The 18,158-nt window shown below is 66.8% G+C and carries 15 protein-coding genes; 5 read left to right on the top strand and 10 right to left on the bottom strand.

Annotated features, from left to right (window positions below):
* The first annotated feature begins 14 nt into the window (after positions 1-14).
* Positions 15-455, top strand: a complete 441-nt coding sequence (locus ACTJI2_RS05345; RefSeq protein WP_183636602.1) for an excinuclease ATPase subunit — start codon at positions 15-17, stop codon at positions 453-455.
* Between the two features lie 770 nt (positions 456-1,225).
* Here ACTJI2_RS05345 and ACTJI2_RS05340 read toward each other — a convergent pair.
* From ACTJI2_RS05340 to hutC, 8 genes are all read right to left on the bottom strand, one after another.
* A complete protein-coding gene (locus ACTJI2_RS05340; RefSeq protein WP_440841368.1) occupies positions 1,226-1,483 on the bottom strand; it encodes an XAC0095 family protein in 258 nt (85 codons plus the stop codon).
* 1,091 nt (positions 1,484-2,574) lie between these two features.
* Positions 2,575-2,937 carry a DUF1428 domain-containing protein gene (locus tag ACTJI2_RS05335; RefSeq protein ID WP_440841367.1) on the bottom strand — a complete coding sequence of 121 codons (363 nt, stop codon included), beginning with the start codon at positions 2,935-2,937 and terminating at the stop codon, positions 2,575-2,577.
* Between the two features lie 105 nt (positions 2,938-3,042).
* Positions 3,043-5,781: a heavy metal translocating P-type ATPase gene (locus tag ACTJI2_RS05330; protein WP_440841366.1), complete on the bottom strand. Its 2,739-nt coding sequence runs from the start codon at positions 5,779-5,781 to the stop codon at positions 3,043-3,045.
* A complete protein-coding gene (locus ACTJI2_RS05325; protein WP_183636593.1) occupies positions 5,778-6,173 on the bottom strand; it encodes a heavy metal-responsive transcriptional regulator in 396 nt (131 codons plus the stop codon). The genes ACTJI2_RS05330 and ACTJI2_RS05325 overlap by 4 nt, the downstream gene beginning before the upstream one ends.
* A gap of 81 nt (positions 6,174-6,254) precedes the next feature.
* A complete protein-coding gene (gene hutG / locus ACTJI2_RS05320) occupies positions 6,255-7,184 on the bottom strand; it encodes a formimidoylglutamase (RefSeq protein WP_440841365.1) in 930 nt (309 codons plus the stop codon).
* Positions 7,181-8,707: a histidine ammonia-lyase gene (hutH, locus tag ACTJI2_RS05315; protein WP_440841364.1), complete on the bottom strand. Its 1,527-nt coding sequence runs from the start codon at positions 8,705-8,707 to the stop codon at positions 7,181-7,183. The genes hutG and hutH overlap by 4 nt, the downstream gene beginning before the upstream one ends.
* Before the next feature lie 6 nt (positions 8,708-8,713).
* Entirely contained in the window at positions 8,714-10,408 is a 1,695-nt protein-coding gene (hutU, locus tag ACTJI2_RS05310) for a urocanate hydratase (protein WP_440841362.1), read from the bottom strand.
* Between the two features lie 2 nt (positions 10,409-10,410).
* Positions 10,411-11,142 (bottom strand): histidine utilization repressor, encoded by a 732-nt coding sequence (gene hutC / locus ACTJI2_RS05305; RefSeq protein WP_318289159.1) that lies wholly within the window; start codon positions 11,140-11,142, stop codon positions 10,411-10,413.
* A 128-nt stretch (positions 11,143-11,270) separates the two neighbouring features.
* On the opposite strand from hutC, the gene ACTJI2_RS05300 reads away from it, so the two are divergent.
* The 4 genes from ACTJI2_RS05300 (at position 11,271) to ACTJI2_RS05285 (ending at position 17,128) form a co-directional block, all read left to right on the top strand.
* Positions 11,271-11,693: a CopL family metal-binding regulatory protein gene (locus tag ACTJI2_RS05300; protein ID WP_440841361.1), complete on the top strand. Its 423-nt coding sequence runs from the start codon at positions 11,271-11,273 to the stop codon at positions 11,691-11,693.
* A gap of 98 nt (positions 11,694-11,791) precedes the next feature.
* Entirely contained in the window at positions 11,792-14,536 is a 2,745-nt protein-coding gene (locus tag ACTJI2_RS05295; RefSeq protein ID WP_440841360.1) for a TonB-dependent receptor, read from the top strand.
* 73 nt (positions 14,537-14,609) lie between these two features.
* Positions 14,610-15,302 carry a PepSY domain-containing protein gene (locus tag ACTJI2_RS05290; protein WP_440841359.1) on the top strand — a complete coding sequence of 231 codons (693 nt, stop codon included), beginning with the start codon at positions 14,610-14,612 and terminating at the stop codon, positions 15,300-15,302.
* The gene (locus ACTJI2_RS05285; RefSeq protein ID WP_440841358.1) at positions 15,299-17,128 is read left to right on the top strand and encodes a 2Fe-2S iron-sulfur cluster-binding protein; all 1,830 of its coding nucleotides are present in this window, start codon (positions 15,299-15,301) and stop codon (positions 17,126-17,128) included. Before ACTJI2_RS05290 ends, ACTJI2_RS05285 begins: the two co-directional genes overlap by 4 nt.
* A 55-nt stretch (positions 17,129-17,183) precedes the next feature.
* Here the strand turns inward: ACTJI2_RS05285 and ACTJI2_RS05280 are convergent, their stop codons facing one another.
* Together ACTJI2_RS05280 and ACTJI2_RS05275 are read right to left on the bottom strand one after the other, a co-directional pair.
* Complete coding sequence (locus ACTJI2_RS05280) at positions 17,184-17,777, bottom strand: DUF411 domain-containing protein (protein WP_440841357.1); 594 nt, start codon at positions 17,775-17,777, stop codon at positions 17,184-17,186.
* A 55-nt stretch (positions 17,778-17,832) separates the two neighbouring features.
* Positions 17,833-18,144, bottom strand: a complete 312-nt coding sequence (locus ACTJI2_RS05275) for an EF-hand domain-containing protein (protein ID WP_440841356.1) — start codon at positions 18,142-18,144, stop codon at positions 17,833-17,835.
* Positions 18,145-18,158: the final 14 nt, after the last annotated feature.

Genomic DNA, 18,158 nt, shown 5'->3' with positions numbered 1-18,158 from the left:
ACAAGGAGTACCCGATGAAACGCCTTCTCACCGCCGCCCTGCTGACCCTGTCCATCGCCGCGCCGAACGCCTTCGCCGGCGACACCCGCCTGGAACTGCCGCTGCAGGAACTGATCGACTCGCCGCAGGCCAAGGAAGCCGGCATCGACGGCAGCGTGCGTTTCTACCTGGCCGGCCAGGCCCACCCCGCAGTGGTCTCGCGCATGGGCGAGGACGTCTCCAACAAGAAGACCAACGGTGTCGGCAAGAACGATGTTGAATCCTGCCGCTGGGTCGCCCTGTCGGTGCTCAAGGCCTTCCAGGAAAGCGCCAAGGCGCGCGGCGCCAACGCGGTGGTCGACATCACCAGCTACTTCAAGAAGAACGAATTCAAGAGCCCCACTAACTACGAATGCTATGCCGGCAACATCATGTCGGGCGTGGCGCTGAAGGGGACTTACGCGAAGGTGAAGTGAGGGCTGCCTGATCTCGACAGTCAAGAGGAGCCCAGCGGATGCCGGGCTTCATCTGATGATGTGGATAGAGGCAATTCAGTGCAAAGTACTGAGTGGTATCCAATTCGCGGCTTTGAAACGCCATCGGAGTATCGTCGCTTCGTGCAGCACATCGAGTCCTGCATCCGCGATGGCATCGTTGTCGAGGTGACGACGGACCCTGCCTGCAGTGACGGGGAAATCTACGGAGGGCGGTGGTTCCAGGACATCGCGACGTCAAGGACGTGGCGGCTAGTGGCGCCTGATTTCCCGTTTCGTGGTCTATGGGAACCGGTCAAGACGGCTGGTGACGGTTAGCGAGTTCGTGCATTGAGTTCAAGGAGACACTTGTGGTTCCGGAGGGGCCTCCCGTATCTGCGGGGCAGCACGAAGAACCCATTTCACCGGAACGGGTGCGAGCTCTTTCCTGTACGGAACTCGTGCGATCCGTCGCAGACAATTTTGGTGGAATCATATGGACGAGTGAATCGGTCACCCGCGATAGCGATTATGGCCATATCTATCGATACGATATCGATACGGCAGTGAGCGATGAAGCAGGCGGCGTGCGGACGTCGCGGGGAAAGATCGTGATATCGGCGCTGGATTCGGAGCGGATAGTCCTTTCCTATCACTCACTCTTTGATTTGCCCTGAAAGAACGGGTTCGTATGCGTGCATGCGGACCGAAGGCGAGTTCTTGTCTGTTGGATGTGAACACGGAACGCGGGCGCTAGCAGCCCGCGTTTTTTGTTACGCGTTGCCGGCGGCTTCGTCCGCTTCGGGTTCGCCGTAGTGGTAGCGCAGGGCGTCGAGCATGTCGTTGATGTCCTGGGCGATGTAGGCGAAGCAGTCGCTAAGGGCCTGCAGGGGAACCGGCAGACAGTGGTGCTCGTCCTTGCGGAAGCGCGGACTGGACAGCGTGGACAGAAGCTTGACGTGATCACGCAGCTGGATCATGTTGAGCTGGGTTTCTTCTTCCAACAGATAGACCATACGTGGGTTGGTCATGGGGACCTCCATTTCTTCGTTGAAGTATCCCGGCACGCGGAAGCGCGGCCGGGAGCCGGGAGGCGAAAAACCGTATACAGGCGGCTGGGCTGATTCCCCTTGCGGGTTTTGTATTCGCCCCCTCCCGGCGTGAGGAGAAACGTGCGATCGCCGGTCGTCATCCAGTGATGAAACAAATAGGCCACGGGAAGACAGAGGGTTGTGTTCCTGTATAAGAGTTTTTCGAACTCCTGACGCCGAAGTTTGCTGATGCGCTTGCGCGATGTCGACTAACTTTGAACGTTTTCGATTCAATGTTTCCGTTGTCACGGAAGCGGCGTAGCCACGTTGTGTATCGGATGGCTCTGGATAGGGCGGAATGAAGATACGAGCGATGAGCTCGTACAACGATGGCGACCGAAGGGGAAGGCGCTGAAGAAAACAATCACGCCCGCCAGCACGGTGTTCTGCCCCTTCCCCCGCATGCGGGGGAAGGCTGGGATGGGGGCGCTTTTCAGCAGTCGTTTTCCATCCTTCGCAGCTGGTGTGCTGGTGTTTTTCCGACGTTGGTTGTCATGGCTCGGGATTCTTCCGCTTGCCCCCACCCCAATCCTCCCCCGCGGGCGGGGGAGGGGGCTAGTGTGTGTCTCTGGTAGGTTTTTTGCCCCTTCCCCCGCGTGCGGGGGAAGGCTGGGATGGGGGCGCTTTTCAGCAGTCGTTATCCATCCTTCGCAGTCGGTGCGGTGGTGTGGTTCCGGCGTTGTGTGTCATGGCTCGGGATCTTTCCGCTTGCCCCCACCCCAACCCTCCCCCGCGGGCGGGGGAGGGGACTGTGTCAGTGCCGCTGCGATGTTCTGCCCCTTCCCCCGCGTGCGGGGGAAGGCTGGGATGGGGGCGCTTTTCAGCAGTCGTTATTCATCCTTCGCAGTCGGTGCGGTGGTGTGTTTCCGGCGCCGGTTGTCTTAGCTCGGGATCTTTCCGCTTGCCCCCACCCCAACCCTCCCCCGCAGGCGGGGGAGGGGGCTGTGTCCGTGTGCCGATGTGGTATCGGTCGGACGGAACTGCGCTTGCGCGGTGCGCGGACTGGACGTCCTCGCGGGCGGTGTCGATTGCTAACGCACCCGCGACACCAGCCCCGTGAATCCGCCATACATCATCCGCTTGGGATCGAACGGCATCTGGTCGGGGCCCATGTCGGCGATGCGCGGGTCGGCCATCGCCTTGGCGTTCACGCGATCGCGGTGGGCACGGGAGCGGTAGCGGATCCAGGAAAAGATCACGACCTCGCCGGGTTTGAGTTTGACGCTGCGTGCGAACGAGGTGGTCTTGCCGTCGGGTACGTCGTCGCCCACGCATTCCCAGTACTCGACCGCGCCATGGTCCATCCAGACCTGTCCGGCCTGGCGGGCGAGTTTGCGGTACTCCGCAAGTCGTGCGGCGGGCACCGCCAACAGGAAACCATCCACGTATGCCATGAATCAACCTCCATGCGGAAGGGCGCATGCTCGCGCCCGACGTGTTAAGGCATGGCAAAGAGACCCTCTGTCGGAGGTGCCGCAGCGGATGCNCCGGGGCCGGGCTCAGGCGCTCGTGGGCAGCGACTGGTGACGCAGGCGCAGCGCGTTGGCGACCACCGAGGCCGAGCTCAGGCTCATCGCCAGCGCGGCCAGCATCGGTGAAAGCAACGGGCCGCCGAACAGGAACAGCAGGCCGGCGGCGACCGGCACACCCAATGCGTTGTAGAAGAACGCGAAGCCCAGGTTCTGGCGCATGTTGCGCACGGTTGCTTCCGACAATGCCTTGGCGCGGACGATGCCGCCCAGATCGCCCTTGACCAGGGTGACCTGCGCGCTGGACATCGCCACGTCGGTGCCGGTACCCATGGCGATGCCGACATCGGCGGAGGCGAGGGCGGGAGCGTCGTTGATGCCGTCGCCGGCCATCGCCACCACCCGGCCTTCGGCTTTCAGGCGGGCGACCAGCGCGGCCTTGTCGGCCGGACGCACTTCGCCATGGACCTCGTCGATGCCGACCTGCGAGGCCACCGCTTGCGCGGTGCGTTCGCCGTCGCCGGTGGCCATCACGATGCGCACGCCGATCGCCTGCAACGCACGCAGCGCCGAAGGCGTGGTGACCTTGATCGGATCGGCCACCGCGATCAGGCCGGCGGCGCGGCCGCCCACGGCCAGGAACATCACGCTGGCGCCCTCCGCGCGCAGGCGGCGGGCGTCGGCGTCCAGCGCCGACACGTCCACGCCGGTTTCCTGCATCAGCGCGGTGTTGCCCAGCGCCAGCGCGTAGCCGTCCACGTGACCGCGTACGCCGATGCCGCTTGAGGATTCGAAATCCTGTGCCGGCGCCAGCGCGATGCCGCGCTCGCGCGCTTCGGCGACGATGGCGTGCGCCAGCGGATGCTCGCTGCCGGCGTCCAGGCTGGCGGCCAGCCGCAGCGCTTCGTTTTCCTCGAATCCGCTGGCCGGAATCAGGACGCGGAACGCCGGACGGCCTTCGGTGAGCGTGCCGGTCTTGTCGACGATGAGGGTATCGACCTTGCGCAGGGTCTCGATTGCCTCGGCGTCGCGGAACAGCACGCCCAGCTGGGCGGCGCGGCCGGTCGAGACCATGATCGACATCGGCGTGGCCAGGCCCAGCGCACAGGGACAGGCGATGATCAGCACCGAGACTGCATTGAGCACGGCATAGGTCCACGACGGCTCCGGACCGAACAGGCCCCAGCCCAGGAAGGTCAGCACGGCCGCGGCCAGCACCGCCAGCACGAACCAGAACGACACCTTGTCGGCCAGCCGCTGCATCGGCGCGCGCGAGCGTTGCGCCTGCGCCACCAGTTGCACGATCTGGGCGAGCACGCTGTCGCTGCCGACCCGCTCGGCGCGGATGATCAGGCTGCCGGAGCCGTTGATGGTGGCGCCGATGACGCTGTCGCCGTTTTCCTTGGACACCGGCACCGGTTCGCCGGTCAACATCGACTCGTCGATGTGCGAGCGGCCTTCGATCACCACGCCGTCCACCGGCACCTTTTCGCCGGGGCGCACGCGCAGGCGATCGCCGACGTGGACGTGCGAGAGTTCGATGTCCTCTTCCTGGCCGTCCTCGCGCAGGCGGCGGGCGGTCTTGGGGGCGAGTCCGAGCAGCGCCTTGATCGCGGCCGAGGTCTGCGAGCGCGCCTTCAGTTCCAGCAACTGGCCCAGCAGGGTCAACGAGACGATGATTGCCGCGGCCTCGAAGTACACGCCGACCCGGCCGTGCTCGTGGAACGAGGCGGGAAACAGATCCGGCGCCACCGTTGCCACCACGCTGTAGCCGTAGGCGGCGCCGACGCCGGTGCCGATCAGAGTCCACATGTTGGGGCTGCGGTTGCGGATGGACTGCGCCCAGCGCTGGAAGAACGGCCAGGCCGCCCACAGCACCACCGGCGTGCTGAGTACCAGTTCGATCCAGGTGCGCGTGGTGGGAGACAGGCCGTGGAAGTACTGGCCGAACATCGCCAGCACCAGGGTCGCCACGCTCAGCGGCAGGGTCCACCAGAAGCGACGGCGGAAGTCGGTGAGTTCCGGATTCTCGCCGTCATCCAGCGAAGGCATCATCGGCTCCAGCGCCATGCCGCAGATCGGGCAGGTGCCGGGGCCGTCGCGGACGATTTCCGGATGCATGGGGCAGGTGTACTGCGCGCCGGGCACGGCCGGTTCGGGCTCGCGCTTCGGCGCCAGCCAGCGCGGCGGATCGGCGATGAATTTTGTGCGGCAGCCGGCCGAACAGAAGTGGTAGGCCTGGCCGGCGTGTTCGGCGTGGTGAGCGGTGGTGGTCGGATCCACGCGCATGCCGCAGACCGGATCGATCACGGTACCCGCGGTGTGTGCGGCGTGATGGTGTGCGTGGTCATGAGCGGCGTGGGAAGGCGCGGTGGCGTGGTGATGGGCATGTCCGTGCGCGTGGTCGTTGGAGCCCGCATGCGCGTGGTCGGCATCGCCACCGCGGCAGCACGCGTCATTCGCCTTCGCCGCGCTGGCGGCTTCGGCTTTTCCGGTGCCGCAGCACGCCGATGTTTTTTCCTCGGCGGCATGTGCGGCGAGGAATCGTTCGGGTTCGGCGACGAATTTGTCCCGGCAGCCAGCGGAGCAGAAGTGGTAGGTCTGGCCGTCGTGTTCGACGTGATGCGGCGCGGTCGCCGGATCCACGCTCATGCCGCAGACCGGGTCACGAACAGCGGCGGTCGGGGAGAATGAGGAACCGCCACCGCAGCATCCGCCTTGCGCCTTGTTGGCATCCGGCTTGTCGTGCGAATGGCAGGACCCGCTCATTTCGGTTCCTCGGCGAGGGCGGCCACGATCGGGCACTCGCTCAGATCGCCATGGCCCGGACAGGCCTCGACCAGGCTGCGCAGCGCGTCGCGCATGCGGGTCATCTCGGCCAGGCGCTCCTCAACGACGGCCAGTTTGCTGGCGGCGGCGGCCTTCATCTGGCCCATGTCCTCGCGGCCGGCGCTGATGTCCAGCAGATCGCGGACCTCGTCCAGAGTGAAGCCGAGCGCCTTGGCGCGGCGGATGAAGGTCAGGCGGGTGACGTCCGAGCCTTCATAGCGGCGGTAGCCGGCGGGGCTGCGGCTGGGCGGCGGCAGCAGTTGCTGGCGCTCGTAGTAGCGGACGGTATCGATGGGCACGCCCGCCAGGCGTGCCAATTGGCCGATGTTCATGGCGTTCTCCGGTTCGGAATGACGCCATTCTGCACCTTTGACCTTGGTCAAGAGTCAAGGGTTTTTGTCGCGCTGGCGGGCTCAGCCGCGGATGGCGTGCGCCGCGCGGTGGATCAGGCGGGCGGCGACCCGGGCGGTGCCATTGTCGCGGTCGAACGGCGGCGACAGTTCCGCCACGTCCATCAGCGCGACCTTGCCGGTCGCCGCGATGGTTTCCAGCAGTGGCTCCAGCACCTCCAGCGGCACGCCGCGGGCGCTGGGTGCGCTGACGCCGGGCGCCGTCGCGTGCGGCAGCACGTCCAGGCAGATGGTCAGGTAGATCAGGTCGATATCGCGCAGCCAGTCGGCCACGCGCTGCTGGCACAGGTCCAGCCGCCGCATGTCCATCTCGTCGTCCAGCAGATAGCGCACGCCCCGTTGGCGCGCGGTCTCGAACAACTGGCGGGTATTGGCCGATGCGCTGATGCCCAGGCACAGGTACTGCGCGTCCAGGCCGATGCCGGCGGCGTGATCCAGCGCCTGCAGGAACGGCGTGCCGGAACTGCCAACCGGTTGCTGGCGCAGATCGAAATGCGCGTCGAAATTGACGATGCCCACGCGCGGGCGACGCTCGCGCAGGTGGCCGACCAGGCCCTGGTAGCTGGCGAAGGCGATCTCGTGCCCGCCCCCCAGGCCGATCGGCAGGTGGCCGGCGTCGAGCAAGGCGGCGACGCGGGCGCCGAACGCCGCCTGCGCGCCTTCCAGATCCTCGCCTTCGCAGATCACGTCGCCCGCGTCGTACAGCGGGGCGTCGTCGCGCACCGGCAGGTTCGACAGTGCCGCGCGCAGGACCATCGGGCCCTGCGCCGAGCCGGTGCGGCCGTTGTTGCGGCGGATGCCCTCGTCGCAGGCGAAACCCACCAGCGCCACGCCAGCGGGTGCGCCCGCCTCGGGCGTGGCGACGATCTGGTGCCAGCGGCGGGTGTCGCCGTCGCCGGGCGGATCGATGCGGCCTTTCCAGCCTGGAATCACGCGGATACCCCGAGCGGCATGTCGACGAAGGCGGTCAATGTACCGCTGGCGACCAGCGCTTCCAATGCCTGCATCTCCGGCGCCAGGTAGCGGTCCTCGCCGTAGTGCGGGACTTCCGCGCGGATGCGGGCGTGGGCGGCTTCCAGCAGCTCGGAGGACTTCAGCGGACGGCGGAAGTCGATGCCCTGGGCGGCGGCCAGCAGCTCGATGGCGACGATGCGGCGCACGTTGGTCGCCACGTCGCCGGCCTTGCGCGCGGCGAAGGTCGCCATGCTGACGTGATCCTCCTGGTTGGCCGAGGTCGGCAGCGAATCGACGCTGGCCGGATGGGCGAGGGTCTTGTTCTCGCTGGCGAGCGCCGCGGCGGTGACGTGGGCGATCATGAAGCCGGAGTTGATGCCCGGCTCGGCCACCAGGAAGGCCGGCAGGCCGGAGATGCTGGCGTCGATCAACAGGGCGATGCGGCGTTCGGACAGCGCGCCGACTTCGGAGACGGCAATCGTGATCTGGTCGGCGGCGAAGGCCACCGGCTCGGCGTGGAAGTTGCCGCCGGAGATCACGTCGCCGGTGTCGGTGAACACCAGCGGGTTGTCGGACACCGCGTTGGCTTCGATCCACAGCGTGCGCGCGGCCTGCTGCAACTGGTCGCGGCACGCGCCCATGACCTGCGGTTGGCAGCGCAGGCTGTAGGGATCCTGCACGCGGGTGTCGTTGTGGCGGTGCGATTCGCGAATGGCGCTGCCGTGCAGCAGGCGCAGGTATTCGGCGGCGACCTCGATCTGGCCGGGCTGGCCGCGCACGGCATGGATGCGCGGATCGAACGGCGCGTCGGATCCACAGGCCGCATCCACGCTCAGCGCGCCGGCCAGCACCGCGGCCGAGTAGACCTGTTCGGCCGCGAACAGCGCGCGCAGGGCGATGCCGGTGGAAACCTGGGTGCCGTTGAGCAGGGCCAGGCCTTCCTTGGCGGCGAGCTTGATCGGGGTGATGCCCGCGGCGCGCAGCGCTTCGCCGGCATCGCGCAGTTCACCGTTGACGCGGACCTGGCCTTCACCCATCGCGGCCAGGCTCAGGTGCGACAGCGGCGCCAGATCGCCGGAGGCGCCGACCGAGCCCTGCGAGGGAATGCACGGCCAGATCTGCGCGTTGTACATCGCGATCAGCGCTTGCAGGGTCTGCTCGCGCACGCCGGAGAAACCGCGCGCCAGCGAGGCGATTTTCAGCGCCAGGATCAGGCGCACGGTGTCGTCGTCCAGCAGCGGACCCATGCCGACCGCGTGCGAGCGCACCAGGTTGGTCTGCAACTGTTCCAACTGGTCGACCGGGATGTGCACCTTGGCGAGTTTGCCGAAGCCGGTATTGATGCCGTAGGCGGGCGCACCGGCGGCGACGATCGACTGCACCGTTTCGGCGGAGGCGCGCACCGCCGGCAGGCAGGCCGGATCCAGTTGGATCGGCTCGAAGGCATTGGCGATGGTGCGGATCTGGGCCAGCGACAGCTGGCCGGGAACGAGATTCAACATGGAGGCTTATCCGGTGATGGCAGGCAGGTGCAGGTGGTGTTCGCGGGCACAGACGAGTGCGTCCTCGTAGCCGGCGTCGGCGTGGCGCATCACGCCCATCGCCGGATCGTTGAACAGGACGCGCGACAGGCGCTGGTCGGCGGCCTCGCTGCCGTCGCAGACGATGACCACGCCCGAATGCTGGGAGAAGCCCATGCCGACGCCGCCGCCGTGGTGCAGGCTGACCCAGGTGGCGCCGCCGGAGGTGGCCAGCATCGCGTTCAGCAGCGGCCAGTCGGAGACCGCGTCGGAGCCGTCGCGCATGCCTTCGGTCTCGCGGTTGGGGCTGGCGACCGAACCGCAGTCGAGGTGATCGCGGCCGATCACGATCGGCGCCTTGAGCTCGCCGTTGCGGACCATCTCGTTGAACGCCAGCGCGGCGCGGTGGCGCTCGCCCAGGCCCAGCCAGCAGATGCGCGCGGGCAGGCCCTGGAAGGCGATGCGCTCGCGCGCCTGATCCAGCCAGCGGTGCAGGTGGGCGTTGTCGGGGAACAGTTCCTTGATCTTGGCGTCGGTCTTGTAGATGTCCTCCGGATCGCCGCTCAGCGCGACCCAGCGGAACGGACCCATGCCGCGGCAGAACAGCGGTCGGATGCAGGCGGGGACGAAGCCGGGGAAATCGAAGGCATTGGCGACGCCGCGATCCTTGGCGACCTGGCGGATGTTGTTGCCGTAGTCGATCGTCGGCACGCCCATGTGGTGGAAATCGAGCATCGCCTTGACGTGGACGGCGCAGGACTCGGCGGCGGCGTTGGTCAGCGCGGCGCGCTCGGCGTCGCCGCCATTGCGCGCGGCGACCCACTGCTCGACCGTCCAGCCGGTCGGCAGGTAACCATTGATCAGATCATGCGCGGAGGTCTGGTCGGTGACCGCGTCCGGCCTGGCCACGCCCTGGCGCGCCAGCTCGACGAACTTCGGCAGCAGTTCGGCCGCGTTGCCGAGCAGGCCGACCGAGACCGGGCGATCGGTGGTGCGGATGATTTCCAGTGCCTCCTCGATGCTGCGGGCCTTGAAGTCCACGTAGCGGGTGCGCATGCGGAAGTCGATGCGCGATTCCTGGCATTCGATGACGATGCTGCTGGCGCCGGCCAGCGTCGCCGCCAGCGCCTGCGCGCCACCCATGCCGCCGAGGCCGGCGGTGAGGATCCATTTGCCCGACCAGTCGCCGCCGTAGTGCTGGCGGCCGAGTTCGACGAAGGTTTCGTAGGTACCCTGGACGATGCCCTGGCTGCCGATGTAGATCCAGCTGCCGGCGGTCATCTGCCCGTACATCATCAGGCCCTTCTTATCGAGCTCGTTGAAGTGGTCCCAGGTGGCCCAGTGCGGGACCAGGTTGGAATTGGCGAGCAGCACGCGCGGCGCGTCGGCGTGGGTGCGGAACACGCCGACCGGCTTGCCGGACTGGATCAGCAGGGTCTCGTCGTCGCCCAGCGTGCGCAGGGTTTCCAGGATCTTGTCGAAGCAGGCCCAGTTGCGCGCGGCGCGACCGATGCCGCCGTACACGACCAGTTCGTCGGGGCGCTCGGCCACGTCCGGATCCAGGTTGTTCTGCAGCATGCGGTAGGCCGCTTCGGTCAGCCAGCTGCGGCAATGCAGGTCGGTGCCGCGCGGCGCGCGGACGGGACGGGCACCGGCGGTGCGCGAGGGATCGGTGGCGGTCATGGTTATCCTCCGGGAGTGATGGTGGCGCCGACCTGGAAGGTGCCGACGAACCGATAGCGGGAAGCGGGGTAGGTGAGGCGGACCCAGGTGACGACCTGGCCGCGCGACCAGGTGCGACGGGTCAGCACCAGCACGGGATCGCCCTCGGCGATCTCCAGTTGCGCGGCCAGCCGCTTGTTGGCGGTCTCGGCCTCGATGACGTGTTCGGTGCGCTCCAGCGGCGCCACGCGCATCAGGTACTGGTGCGGAATCTCGGTCTGGAAATCGATGCCCAGGTAATCCGGCGCGCTGGCCGGATTGACGAAGCGGTCCTCCAACTGCAGCGGCTTGCCGTTGGCCTTGTGCAGCAGGCGGGTGTGGAACAGTTCGGCACCGGATTCCAGGCCGAACTGGTTGGTGACGGTGGGGCGCCCGACCACCGCCTCGCCGATCAGCACCTGCACGCTGTGGACCTGTCCGCGCGCGACGATTTCCTCGCGGATGCTGCGCACCTCGAACATGGCGGACTCGGCCTTCGGGCCGGCGACGAAGGTGCCGACACCCTGCACGCGGGTGAGCACGCCGGAGTCGCTGAGTTCGCGCAGCGCGCGGTTGACGGTCATCCGCGAGACGCCGAACTTGACCACCAGATCGTTCTCGCTGGGCACCCGACTCAACGGCGGCCAATCGCCATTGGTGATATGGCGGAGGATGTACTGCTTCAGCTTGAGGTAGTGCGGCTTGGGCGTCTCCATGGAAAAAGCATGTCATGTCTATACAACTGTCGCCAGCGATTTCGATGCCGCAGCGCACAAACGGTTGACACCCGTTTTCGATAAGTGTTAAGTCTCTCGTATAGACAACCTGGTGCCCGCTCTTCCCGATGTCGATTCGCCTGCTCCTGCGACTGGTCCTGATCACCGTCCTTTGCCTGGACGGCGCGGCCAGCGCGTGGGCGGCGACGCGGATGGCGGTTGCTGATCTGGCCGCGATCGGCGACGGCGAAAGCGGGCAGGGCGGCCATCGCCAGCATGATGAACAGGCCAAGCCTGACCGCGGCGCGCCCGCCTGCACCGCCGACGCGGGCTGGTTGACCGGCGATCCGACGAACGGCGATCACCACGATGATTGCGATTGCGGCAGCGCGACCAGTTGCGCCTGCAGTTGCGTGCTCACTTTTTATCCGGGACGCAACGCGCCGCTTTTCGCGGCCCAGCATGTCCTGGATGCGCCCTATCTGAATCCCCCGCTGTTGCCGGAAGTGCGCAGCGGCGTCTCGCGCGTGTTCCGACCTCCGATCGGCTGAGCTTGTCATGGCCGCGAGCGCGGCCCGTTCGTCCTGCCGGGCATTTCCCGCGGGACACCATCCGAACAGACAAGACACCCGACACGGGGAGAGAGCCCATGTTTTTCAAACCCAATCCGCTGGCCGCGGCCGTCGGCGCACTGCTGTGCGCAGGCTTCGTCCACACCCTGCACGCGCAGGACACCGCCACCGCCGACGCTGCATCGGCCCCGCAAGAGCAGGCGACCACGCTGGACACCGTCCAGGTCACCGGCAGCCACATCAAGCGCCTGCAGATTTCGGGCGTCGGTCCGGTGAGCGTCGTCGACGCCGAAACCATCGAACGTTCCGGCGCCACTTCGGTGGAAACCCTGCTGCAACGCCTGCCGGCCTCCGCCGGTTTCGCCGGCAGCCAGACCAACGCCTACTGGGCCGAGAACGGTTACGGCACCACCCAGGTCAACCTGCGTGGCCTGGGCATCAACCGCACCCTGGTGCTGCTCAATGGCCGTCGCGTGGTCAACGGCGGCACCGGCGCCAACAGTTCGGTCGACCTGAATATGATCCCGGTGGCGCTGATCGAGCGCATCGAGGTGCTGAAGGATGGCGCGTCGGCCATCTACGGCGCCGATGCCGTGGCCGGCGTGGTCAACATCATCACCAAGAAGAACTTCGAAGGCGCCGAACTGGCGATGCGCTATGGCCAGACCTTCGAGAGCGACGGCGAAGACGGATCCTTCGATCTGGTCTGGGGCACCACCAGCGATCGCGGCTCGCTGATGGCCGGGCTGAGCTATTCGGAAAGCGGCAGCGTCAACATGGCCACGCGCGCGCCTTGCGGGCTGGCGGTGGACGAGGACACCGGCGGCCTGGTCTGCTCCGGCAGCTCCACCACCATCGGCGGTCGCGCCTTGCTGGCCGACGGCAGCCGGGTCAACTTCAACCAGGATCCAAACGGCGACGGCGACTTCTACGAGCCGTATTCGGCGGCCAAGCACAACTACAACGGCAACCCGACCCTCAACGCGGTCAATCCGATCAAGCGCCTGAGCTTCAGCCTGTTCGGCGATACCCAGCTCAACGACACCACGCGCCTGTTCACCGAACTGATGTACACCAATCGCCAGTCGCACCAGCTCGCGACGCCAGGCGGCCTGGGCGTGTACCGGCCAATCAACATCGCCGCGGATCATCCGACCAACCCGACGGGGCAGGATCTGCTGTTGCAGCGTCGCCGCCTTGAGGAAGCCGGTACCCGCCGGTTCTTCCAGGACACCAACACCTTCCGCGCGGTGGTCGGGCTGGAAGGCCAGCTGGGCATGAACTGGGACTGGTCGGCCGCATTGAACTGGGGCCGCAACACCGGCCTGGACGGCTCCACCAAGGTGGCCAACCTGGACCGCGTGGACCAGACCCTCGACACCGCGATCTGCAGCAACGCGCCGGGGGCGGCGATTCCCTGCGCCGACTACCTGGGCTACGGCGACGTCAGCCAGGAAGTGCTGGACTACATCCTGTTCACCACCCGCGATCATGGCGGCAATGAACAGAAGAGCTTCACCGCCAACATCAGCGGCCAGTTGTTCGAAATGCCGGCGGGCTGGGTGGGCTTCGCCTCCGGCATCGAAGTCCGCAAGGAACGCGGCTGGCGCGATCCGGATCCGCTGACCGTGATGGGCATCGCCAACACCAACCAGCAGGATCCGATTGCCGGCGAGTACACCGCCAAGGAAGCCTTCGTCGAGTTCGCCGTGCCGCTGTTGATGGACAGCGCCATCGCCGATTCGTTGATTCTCAACGCCGCCGTCCGCTATTCGGACTACGACCTGTTCGGCGAGGACATCAACTACAAGGTCGGCCTGGACTGGCAGGTGATGCCGTCGCTCAAGATCCGCGCCAACTACGCCACCGCCTTCCGCATCCCGAACATCCCCGAGCTGTTCGGCGGCGTCGCCGAGGGCAATCTGACCACGACCGATCCGTGCAGCGGCTGGAGCACCAGCACCACCATCGATCCGACCGTGCGCCAGAACTGCCAGGCCTACGGCGTGCCTGCCGGCTACGTGCAGCCGGGCAACACCATTCTGACCACCTCTGGCGGCAATCCGGATCTGGAGCCGGAGGATGCCAAGTCGCTGACGGTGGGCGCGGTGTGGACGCCGGGCTTCCTGCCGGGCCTGACCCTGACCGTGGACTACTTCAACATCCGCATCGACAACGCGATCCAGCGCATCGACGGGTCGACCAAGCTGTCCATCTGCTACAGCACCCCGGGCCTGGCGCATCCGTTCTGCGGCAGCGAGAACTTCACCCGCAACCCGGTCACCGGCGAAGTGGACTTCCTGTCCTCGCAGCCGGTCAACGCGGCCAACGAGCGGATCTCCGGCATCGATCTGGGCGGCCTGTACGAGTTCGATGCGATGGGTTTCGACTCGACCTTCAGCATGGATGTGTCCTACCTGGATCGCTATGACGTGCGGCCGTTCCCGGGCGCGGATCTGATCGAGTATGCCGGCGAGATCACCGGCGGACGCGGCAGCTACGCGCACTGGCGGGCGTTCACCTCGCTGACGGCCAAGCGCGATGCCTGGTCCGGTTCCTACAGCGTGCAGTACATCGGCAAGACCGACGACATCACCGCCACGAAGGGGTTCACCGGCGATCACGCGCCAAGCCTGACCTACCACAACGTGCAGGCGAAGTTCGCGCCGGTGGGGCAGTCGTTCGATGTCTCGTTCGGCATCGACAACCTGTGGGACAAGCAGGCGCCGTTCATCCAGAGCTACACGGACGGCAACACCGACACGATGACCTACGACCTGCTGGGCCGGCGCTGGTACGCGCGTTTCGGCTACCGCTGGTGAACCGTGACCCGTCCGCCGGCCAACCGGCGGACGGGCAGATCGCGGCGACGCCGCAACCAACAGGAACATTCGAATGAAACCCGCTTTCTGGGCGCGCCGCGCCCATAAATGGATCGGGCTGATCGTCGGAGTACAGGCGCTGCTGTGGATGATCAGCGGCGTCTACATGACCGTCGTCCCGCTCGACATCATCCATGGCGATCACCTGGCGCACAGCCACACTGATCCACTGGTCGCCGCCGCGCCGCGCGTGGCGCAGGCGGATCTGGCCGCGCGCTATCCCGATATCACGGCACTGAAGATCAAGCGCCTGCTGGACCGCGAGGTCTACGAGATCCGCCAGGGCGATCGCGCCTCCCTGGTCGATGCCGGCACCGGCGAGCGCATCACCCCGCTGGAACGCACGACCGTGGTCGCGTTGGCCAAGGCGGTCTACCAGGGCGAGGCGGACGTGACCGGCGCCGAATGGATCACCCGCGCGCCCCGCGAAGTGCAGACCCGGCCCGTGCCGATGTGGGCGGTGCGGTTCGACGATCGTGGCCAGACCACGCTGTATTTCTCGCCCGACACCGGCGAATTGCTGGCGCGCCGGCACAGCCTGTGGCGCTGGTTCGATTTCCTGTGGATGTTCCACATCATGGATTACGAGAAGCGCACGGACGTCAACAACACCCTGTTGCGGGTGGCGGCGGCGAGCGGCTTGCTGTTCGCGCTGAGCGGCGCCTGGTTGCTGTTCTACAGCTTCACCCGGAGGCGCAGCGCATGACGCCCTGGCTGAGGAAACTACACAAGTGGGTCGGGCTGATCATCGCCGTGCAGTTCGTGTTGTGGATGGCGAGTGGATTGATGATGGCCTGGCTGGAGCACGACAAGGTGCAGGGCCACGAATTCCGCGCGCATGCGGCGGAACCGCGGGCATGGCCGGCCGACGCGCGGCCGGCGTCCACGGCGCTGGCGGCGGTGGGCGGGGACGCGTTCACGGTCGCTTCTGGCTGGTTGCTCGAACGTCCCGTCTACCAGGTATTCGACGGCGCCCGCACGCATCTGGTCGATGCGCGGACGGGAACACGCCTGGCCATCGACGCCGCGCTGGCGGGACAGCTGGCGCGGGCGTCCTACACCGGACCCGGGCAGGCGGCGCCGGCGCGCCTGCTGGAACGCACGCTGGAAGTGCGCGATCACCCCGGCCGGTTGTGGCGGGTGGATTTCGACGACGCCGAGGAGACGACGGTCTATCTGGCCGCGGACACCGGCCAGGTGTTGCAGCACCGCAACCGCACCTGGCGGCTGTTCGATGTGTTCTGGATGCTGCACATCATGGACTACAGCGGACGGGTGGACTTCAACAATCCATTGGTGGTGTCGGCGGGCATCGGCGGGCTGTGGATGGCGCTGACCGGCGTCTGGCTGCTGTTCGCGAGCTTCCGACTGAGCGAGTTCGTGCCGCGTCGCTGGCGCGGCGGCCATGAGCTGGCCGTGCACGATCCCGATGGCACCTGCCTGCGCACCGTGACCGCCGCCGATGGCGACAACGTCTATCTGGCGCTGGCGCGCAATGGCCTGCAATTGCCTTCGAACTGTGGCGGTGGGCAGAGCTGCGGCCTGTGCGAAGTGCGCTTCCGCGGTACGCCGCCGCCGGCGACCGCGGCCGACCGCGCCCACCTGCCCGAATCACGCCTGAAACTCGGCTACCGGCTGGCCTGCAACCTGCACGTCGACAAGGACACCCACGTCGAGGTGTCGGGCGGCAGCCGCCTGTGGACCGAGCACGAGGCGGTGGTCGAACGGGTGGAGGCGGTAACGCCGTTCCTGCGCGAGATCGTGCTGAAGACCGACACCGCGCTGGGCGAGGAATACCAGCCCGGCGCCTACCTGCAGGTCCATGTGCCGGATTACCGCCTGCGTCCGCACGATCTGGCGCATCCGGAACATCACCGCGACGACTGGCGAGCGCTGGAACTGCCGGCCAATCTGGTCAACAAGGAAGCGGTGCGGCGTTCCTATTCTCTGTCGCTGCCGGTGGCGAACACGGAGGGACGGCTGAGCCTGTTGGCGCGCTTCAATCCGGGCGCGCAAGGCAAGAAGCGGGTGCCGACCGGCAAGGGTTCGACCTACCTGTACTCGTTGAAGGCCGGCGACAAGGTGCGCTTCAGCGGACCGTTCGGCGATTTCGCGATCAAGCCGGGCCATCGGGAGAAGGTGTTCATCGGTGGCGGTGCGGGCATGGCCCCGCTGCGGGCGATGATCCATGCCTGCCTCGACGGCGGGGCAGGCGAGCGCATGCACTTCTGGTACGGCGCACGCAGCCTGCGCGACGCGCCCTACATCGAGGAAATGGCGGCGCTGGCGCAACGGCACGCCAACTTCAGCTGGCACCTGGTGCTGTCGGACGAGGCCGAGTGCGGTGACGGGCTGCTGCGGGGCTTGGTGCACGAGGTGGCCGAGCACACCCTGCTGCGCGACCATCCGGATCTGCATGCCTGCGATTTCTATCTGTGCGGGCCGCCAGCCATGCTGATGGCGACGCGGCAACTGCTGAAGCGGCTGGGCGTGGACGAGGCACGAATCGCCTACGACGACTTCAAGATCTAGACGGAAACACCCCATTGCCCCGGCGGAAGTCTCTCCCGCCGGGGCTTTTCTTTTTTCAGGGATGGCGCGAGAAGGTCCCGGTCGTGCCGTCGCCGCCGACCAACGCCACTTCGTAAGGCTGGGTGCGGCCATCCGGCATTTCCATGCCGGGAGAACCGAGCGGCATGCCGGGCACGGCGATGCCGCGTGCCTTCGGCTTCTCGGCGAGCAGGCGCTTGATGTCCTCGGCCGGAACATGGCCTTCGACGAAATAGCCATCCACCTCGGCGGTATGGCAGGACATCATCGGCTCGGGCACGCCGAGGCGATCCTTCACCGTCATCATGTCCTCGGTATCGTGCACCTCGACCGGGAAACCGGCGGCGCGGACGTGTTCGACCCAGACGCCGCAGCAGCCGCAGCTGGGACTCTTGTGCACGCGGATCAGCGGCAGGTGGGCGGGCGTGGCGGCAGAGGACGTTGCGGCAGTCGTGGCGGTCGCGGAAGCGGCCGTGGTTTCCGCCGCAGCGTGGGCGGGCGAGGGGACGGCGGCGAGCGCGACGCGGTCACTGGCCGAAGCCGCGCCAGGCGCCGCGCCGCAGGCGACCAGCAGCACGCTGGAACCGGCCAGGAACGCGCTGGCGGTGAGGTGTTTCAGCAGGGAGCTCATTGTTGTTTCTTCTCCGGAAAGCCGGCGGAATCCATCCGGACTCCGCCGGACGGGGTCACAGCATCGCCATGGCGTTGGCGAATTCCTTGCGGTCCAGCTTGCCGTCGCCGTTCTTGTCGCCCATGCCGAAATGCGCCAGCAGTGGATGCCGCTCCGGCAGTTCGGCCTTGTTGACGAAGCCATCGCGGTTCTTGTCCAGGCTTTCGAACGACGCATTGCCGGTATTGGCGGCGCCGGTCTTCTTCGCCGCCGGGGCCTGCGCGCCATGGCCGGCGTGGCTGCCGTGGCCAGCATGATCCTGGGCGAACGCGGGGGCGGCCAGCAGGGCGAGTGCCATCAGGGTGGATGCGGAAATATTTTTCTTCATCGGATCATTCTCCA

Origin of the sequence: Pseudoxanthomonas sp. 22568 (assembly GCF_052044485.1) — a bacterium.
GTDB classification, from domain to species: domain Bacteria; phylum Pseudomonadota; class Gammaproteobacteria; order Xanthomonadales; family Xanthomonadaceae; genus Pseudoxanthomonas_A; species Pseudoxanthomonas_A beigongshangi.
This window is presented reverse-complemented; position numbering and strand designations above follow the sequence as displayed.